We start from the raw sequence: 6960 nt of genomic DNA on the forward strand, positions 1-6960 counted from the left end.
ACGGATTCTTTAAAAAGAAAGGAGGTGTTGTTGCAGACAGTGAAGGCTTTGTGGCAACTGCAAGCGGAAAGATAAGAGTATTTAAGATAGGAGAGGATAAGGGGCTTTACCTCGGGGATAAAAAACTCAGGATAATGATAAAGGGAAATGTTTATAACATTGACAAATTGTTGAAAGAGCCTCTGCCTGAATGGGCAAAAGGTGGATATCTTCTACTTTACAGACTCAGTCTTTGCGATTATCACAGGTATATTTATCCTGTAAACGGTGTCTTTGTAAGAAGAAGAAGTATCGCAGGCAGGCTTGAAAGTGTGAGAAGAGATGCGGCATATTGGAGGGCATTTGCAGAAAATAAAAGAGAAGTTGAGTACTGGCATACAGCATTCGGTGATATAATACATATGGAGATAGGGGCGATGCTTGTCGGACATATCCATAACCATAGAAAAAGAAGTTTCAAAAAAGGCACTGAAAAGGGATACTTTTCATATGGAGGTTCAAGCATTGTTGAGATTGTAGGTAAGGGTATAGAGATAGACGGTGATATTTTAAAAAACAGTGAAAGAGGTTTTGAAACGAAAATAAAAATAGGGGAGAGAATAGGCTATGGAAGTAATAAAGCGACTTAGGATTTATTTTAAAGAGATGTATCCGATAATACCCAGGCTTTGTCTTGGATATATTGTATTTCTTGAAATATACTTTATGGTGCTTTTAAACCACGGAGTAAGCGGAAGGCGGCTGCTTGAGTTTAGCAAGATAGAAGGGCAGCCCGATTTTATATCATATTTTAAGCAACATGATGTTTGCGGTATTCTTATCGGCGGTTTTTCGGGTTTCAGCTTTTTACTCTGGCTAAGAATTTCGGATGGTTTTAAGGACTATGAACTGGATTGCAGACTGTTTGCTACAAGGCCGCTGCCGTCGGGAAGAGTACATAAAAAAGACTTGAGGATTTTTGCCGCTGTATTGATAGGTGTAACTCTACTTATAAATATTTTGTTTATGAGAAACTTTATCTTCTGTCTGATACTCTATACCTACGGAAGTCTTATGGCGGTGTGGTTTTTCCAAAAGCATAAGATAGCCAAGTCGTTGCCTCTTGCTTTGGTAACACATAATCCTGTACAGATAATACTGAATATCTATGTTATTTCATATGCTATAATGAAGTATAAGCTGCCTGTATTTGATATTACAAACCTGATGGCTGTAATGACTTTGTACTTCCCGGCGCTTATCTGGGAAATTTCAAGAAAAATCAGAGCGCCGAAGGAAGAAACGGAGTATGTTACATACTCCAAGCTTTTCGGTTATAAGAAATGTATTGATTTTGTATTTGTATTGACTTGGCTTGATATATTTACAAATATTGTATTGGTTTGGAATCTGAATAAGATTTCGGTAGCGGCATTACTTATCAATACACTGTGGTGTTCCGTGAAGTTTATTGAGTACAAGAAGGACCCTACAAAGTATAGGATTGTAGACAAAGTGGAGAGGTATACATATATACAGGAATGTATGATGATTGCAACTATTGTAATCTATTTGATATTTGGAAAAATTTAGAAAGAGGTAATTATGAAGTACGATTTTTTGATTGTAGGAGCCGGACTTTTCGGAGCGGTATTTGCATATGAGGCAAAAAAGAGAGGCAAGAGTGTATTGGTAATTGATAAAAGAGACCATATCGCGGGAAATATATATACTGAAAATGTGGACGGAATAAATGTTCATAAATACGGAGCACATATTTTCCACACCTCAAATAAAGCGGTATGGGATTATATAAACAATTTTGCGGATTTTAATAATTATATCAACTCACCTGTAGCAATATATAAGGATGAGCTTTATAATCTGCCTTTCAATATGAATACTTTCAGTAAGCTTTGGAATATAAAGACTCCTAAGGAAGCAAAGGAAAAGATTGAGGAGCAGAGAAAGGCTTCAGGCATAGATAATCCTAAAAACTTGGAAGAACAGGCTATATCTTTGGTAGGAAAAGATGTATATGAAAAGCTTATAAAAGGATATACCGAAAAGCAGTGGGGCAGAGACGCAAAGGAGCTTCCGGCATTTATTATAAAGAGACTTCCGCTGAGGTTTACCTTTGATAACAACTACTTCAATGACAGATATCAGGGAATACCTATAGGCGGATATACAGGTATTATAGAAAAGCTGCTTGTCGGCATTGAGGTAAGAACAAATACGGAGTACAAAGACTTTATAAAGGAAAATCCCGATATAGCGGAAAGAACGGTATATACCGGAATGATTGACGAGTTCTTTGACTACAAGCTTGGAGTACTTGAATACAGGAGAGTGTACTTTGAGGATGAGAGACTTGATACCGACAACTATCAGGGAAATGCGGTGGTAAACTATACGCAGAGGGAAGTACCTTTTACCAGAATTATAGAGCATAAGCATTTTGAGTACGGCAAGCAGGACTTTACTATCATTTCAAAGGAGTATCCTACGGAATGGCAAAAGAGTGAGGAACCGTATTACCCTATCAACAATGAAAAGAACAATGCTCTCTATGAAAGCTATGTTAAGCTTTCAAAAACCCGCCCTGAGATAATCTTCGGCGGAAGACTTGGCGCCTATAAGTACTATGATATGGACAAGGTAGTGGAAGCGGCACTTGAGTGTGTGGAGAAGAATTTGTAAAATATGAAAAATGGTCAAAGAAAACATCCTTTGTTACTTGGTGTACTGTATGGAACGGCAATATATGGTTCAATAGCTTTAGCTATATTGTGTATTACAGGGGTTATTGTTGCAGCGGCATTAATTATTCCTATGTTTATCCTGCTTGTATTTGTTTTGATATCACAAATGCGAAATATTTCATCTGCTAAAAAGAATGAAGATGTAGATTATTGTCTGAAAACATATTTTGTATATAAATATATAATGATGCCGGTTGAATTAATCTGTGCAGGAATATTAGGTGCTGTTATTTTTGGAATAATCAAAATAATAAATCATTGGCCGGAAGATAGGCTTGTATCTACTTTCCTTGTGTTTTTTATTATTCTTATAGCTGCTTATGTTATTACTTTTATTATTGCGATAATACCATGTTCGTTGATAATGTTTACCTTAACAGAGTTGCCGTGTCTTATATCAATTGATTGCGTCTTAGGTGCTACACAAAAAAAATACGGTATGTCCTCTGTAAGAAGAGTAATACATTTTTTATTGCAGATGATACCTGTGTTGGATATTATAGACGGATTGTATATAAGTATAAAGTATTGGAATAGAGGCAGGGGGTTGGCTGTTGTAACATTTGCCTTTACCCTTATCGTAACAGCATTAGTATTGTCGATTTATTTGGCAATTAGGTTTATATAAAAAAGTCAGGGAGTATAAAATACTCTCTGATTTTTTATTAAGAATAATAAATCCTATAAAAATCCAACCACATTGGATTTTTTGCTCTATTATCAATGCAGAAGCCTTGGTATAGTATAGGCATAAAGCAAAGAACTTACAAAGGAGGTGATTAAGTGTGGAGAACACAAATAAGATTGGTGGAATGATAAAGCGTTTTATCAAAAACAGAAACAGAACGGAAAAACAGATTGCAAGCGAACTTGGAATAAAAAATACAACATTTTCAGCACAGCTAAGTCGCGATACTGTCAGTGCAGAGACTCTTTTTCGATTATCTGTATTACTTGATATAGATTTGAACTGGATGAAATATGCGCTTGGGTATCACGGTCAAGTGGGGTTTCTTGAAAGAGAGCAGATACCCAGAATGCAGGAAGAGTTCAGAGAAAATGAGCGAAAATTTGTTTTATACAGGATGGATGATTTGATAAATGCGAATCCGGGTAGCACAGCGGATGTAAGGAGAGAGCTTCTTAAGGAATTTCATGGTAATATGTTTTACCTTTTGGATGTACTAGTTCCGGATGAATTTGAACTTTTTTTGGTGGTAGAGAGAGGTAAGACAAAATACTATGTTGATACCAAAGAGGCACTGCCAAAAGGGATGCTTTCTTTTACAAATATGCGGCGTAAACCGATTGCATGCTTGAAGGATGGAAATAATGCATTGAATATTGTTATTGAAGACAGAAAGGATGAGATATGTATATAATATTTTGTAACATTGCGTATTTGAGATACTATGACGGTCGTATTGCCGGAGAGATAAATCCGACAACAGGATGCAGATGGGTTCAGGAAAATGAAGATGCGCATGAAAAGTGGAATTTCTTAAATATGGACGGAAAGTGCTACGGCTTTGTCAAAGCGATAGGCGAGGAATTTCATATAGAAAAATTTGACGAGAAGTACAGGCATTTTGATGAAACCAATAATGTTTTAGTGATTTGGTGTGCCGCACATCCACAAAGAGGTACCGTAATTGTGGGATGGTATGAGAATGCAATCGCCAACAGATTTTTAAAAGAATTACGATGTACACCTGCAAGCGGTATTGAAAGATATTACTGGTTTGAATGCAGTGCGGAGGATGCATATCTTTTGCCTGAAGATGAGAGAACTTTTACTATAGGAAGGGCGGCAAAAGACGGAATAGGAAAGGGATTCGGACAGTCAAATATATGGTTTGCGGAATCTGCATATGCCAAAGAGAATGTTATTCCGAAAGTATTGGAATTTATCAATTCACATAAAGAAGACAGAATCAACACATTGACAAATGCATTCCTTGATACAGGTGATAAAACACCTCTGACAAAAGAGGAAGAGGAATATGCAAACGAATTAACAGATGATCAAAATCTTGAATATCTGCCTTTCGGATACAGAATATATGCAAACAATCCGACTGCCGATAATGCATATGCTGTCGCTGTAGCATTAAATAACTGCTATCAATACTCTATGGCAATACCTTGGTTTGAAAAGACCGTTGAACTGGATCCCGATGACATTTATGCAAGAGGAAAATTGGCATACATATATCAGCAACTTGAGATGTATGATAAATCTACGGAAACAGTCAAAGATTTGCTTGATAGAATATCGGATGAAGAAGCCGACTTAAGAGACGAGTTATATTGTATATTGGCCGACAATTACTATTTTGACGGTAAGGTTGAAGAAGCAATCACATGGCTTGAACTTGTTCTACAAGAGAGTAAGAATGAAGATTTGATCTCTTATACAACGGATATGCTCAAAAAGTGGAAAAAACATTTAGAGTAATTCTAAATAAAAAAAGTAGTTTAATGATAGCTATAAGAGTAGTGTAGCATGACTTTAAATGAGTCACGCTACACTATGTTTTTATATTCAATTTCAATTATTTTTAGGAACAATTCCTTCTCTTATCATTCCATGCTCAATGACATTTTCGTTATCATCATAAACAAAGTAAAGATAATCAGATAAACCTGAGGTTAATCTGTAATAATCAGTATTTGAAATTTTTTTTTCTTGGTTCGCCAAGATAACCCTCTACACAAGATTTACTTAGAACTCCATTTTGATCCGGTATTAATCCTACATTGTATGGGATAAAATCCAGATATGAGATTTTCTCAAGTGGACGAACTGAAATTTTTGTAACCGTTAATAAATTATCTTCCGGTTTTTCCTTTTCAAGCCTAAATGTTATAATGCTATTATCTGTAAAATATGTATAGTTATTTCCATCTTTTTCAGCAGGTTCTTTATATCGCTTAATGAGCATGTCCTCTTTAGCACCAAGGACTACACCATTAGTGTGTATTTTATTGGCAAATACGGCATTATCATAATCTAATAAAATACAATAACGGTTTTTATCTCCTTTAGCATTTGATATATCACCTAAGTGCTTTGTAAAGTTTTCTCTTGTAAGTTCTAGAGTAAGTGGTTTTGAAACAAGAAATTCTGTAGGTACAGAAATCTCATAATTTACATATGATATTGAATCATTTGCTATTATTAAAAGCAAAGCATTATTGTCAAGCCTCGGAAATATATACGGTGAAGAATACAAAGGATTTTCATCTAGACCGGGTGGGGTTATAGTAGTATCATAAAGTATGGATGTGATTGCAGCGTTATAAATTTCATCATATTTGATTGTGATAGTCGACGAGTCATTACTTAACTCCACATCACTAAGTTGTATATATTTGGCTATTTCTGGGAGTTTGCTAATGATATTTTTTAAACTGTCCTTATCAGTATGTTCATTAATAGTCAATTCATTTAAATTTTCATACGGAAAATAAATACTTTCTGATAAGGAAAGTTCATCATCTACTGAAGCTTGAGTCAGATCACTCTCTGACGAAGCAGTAGTTTTTTCTTCTTTGGAATGCTCTTGTGTTGAGATGGATTCACTTTCCTGTGCAGCAGATAAGGTTTGGTTCTCTTTGGATGCTCGGCATCCTGAAAGTGAGGACATTAAAAATGATAATAAGAATAAGGTAAATAGCTTCTTTTTCATTATAAATTCTCCTAAAAATATATTTGAAGTTTACTCACTTAAATGCTATCATTAAACATATAGCTTGTAAATATAGAGAAAAAACTTCAAATTCAAGCCTTCAATTCAAGTATCAGTTTAGAAGGTTTACAGTGTTAAAATCATTTGTTCACATAGGTATCACATTATTGATAATAGTAGTAAAAGACACTAAATAACTACAAGGGGCTGTCGGGAAATAAACATTTCTACTTACCGCAGAACTAAATAAAAATATCCTGACAAATACAAGGCGTTTTGCTTTGTGACTTTGTCAGGATATTTTATTTTTCTATAATGCTGTCTATTTTTGGGCATAAAATCCCCTTGGCATAAATTTTGCTTTTGCATTTTTTCTTATGCTGTTTTCTCCTGTATTTTCCCTTCAAATTTCTTTAGTTTTGCATGGAGAAAACGATGATATTTATTTACATTTCTTCCTATTGCAAAACCTTTCCGTTAACAAATGCAATGCCTTCTCCGTCAGCAATAGCCATAAGGTTTTT

At 35.1% G+C, this 6960-nt stretch carries 7 protein-coding genes and 1 pseudogene; 6 read left to right on the forward strand and 2 right to left on the reverse strand.

Features of this window, described 5'->3' with window-relative positions:
- The 6 genes from ACO6FI_RS12055 to ACO6FI_RS12080 all read left to right on the forward strand — a co-directional run.
- The coding region (locus ACO6FI_RS12055) for a phosphatidylserine decarboxylase (RefSeq protein WP_485457549.1) at positions 1-629 on the forward strand (629 nt) is incomplete at its 5' end.
- Entirely contained in the window at positions 607-1572 is a 966-nt protein-coding gene (locus tag ACO6FI_RS12060) for a UbiA prenyltransferase family protein (RefSeq protein ID WP_485457550.1), read from the forward strand. The genes ACO6FI_RS12055 and ACO6FI_RS12060, both read left to right, overlap by 23 nt.
- A gap of 12 nt (positions 1573-1584) precedes the next feature.
- Positions 1585-2682, forward strand: a complete 1098-nt coding sequence (gene glf, locus ACO6FI_RS12065) for a UDP-galactopyranose mutase (RefSeq protein ID WP_485457551.1) — start codon at positions 1585-1587, stop codon at positions 2680-2682.
- A gap of 3 nt (positions 2683-2685) precedes the next feature.
- Positions 2686-3372 (forward strand): hypothetical protein, encoded by a 687-nt coding sequence (locus ACO6FI_RS12070; protein WP_485457552.1) that lies wholly within the window; start codon positions 2686-2688, stop codon positions 3370-3372.
- A 157-nt stretch (positions 3373-3529) separates the two neighbouring features.
- On the forward strand, positions 3530-4126 hold the full coding sequence (locus ACO6FI_RS12075; protein WP_485457553.1) for a helix-turn-helix domain-containing protein: 597 nt from the start codon (positions 3530-3532) through the stop codon (positions 4124-4126).
- Positions 4117-5202, forward strand: coding sequence for a tetratricopeptide repeat protein (locus tag ACO6FI_RS12080; protein ID WP_485457554.1), 1086 nt, complete (start codon positions 4117-4119; stop codon positions 5200-5202). Before ACO6FI_RS12075 ends, ACO6FI_RS12080 begins: the two co-directional genes overlap by 10 nt.
- 208 nt (positions 5203-5410) lie before the next feature.
- Here ACO6FI_RS12080 and ACO6FI_RS12085 read toward each other — a convergent pair whose 3' ends face one another.
- Together ACO6FI_RS12085 and ACO6FI_RS12090 are read right to left on the reverse strand one after the other, a co-directional pair.
- A complete protein-coding gene (locus ACO6FI_RS12085) occupies positions 5411-6436 on the reverse strand; it encodes a hypothetical protein (RefSeq protein ID WP_485457555.1) in 1026 nt (341 codons plus the stop codon).
- Positions 6437-6811: 375 nt separating this feature from the next.
- A pseudogene (locus ACO6FI_RS12090) lies at positions 6812-6904 on the reverse strand (transposase); the annotation flags it as partial.
- Positions 6905-6960: the final 56 nt, after the last annotated feature.

The sequence above is a fragment of the Lachnoanaerobaculum sp. genome, assembly GCF_057250505.1.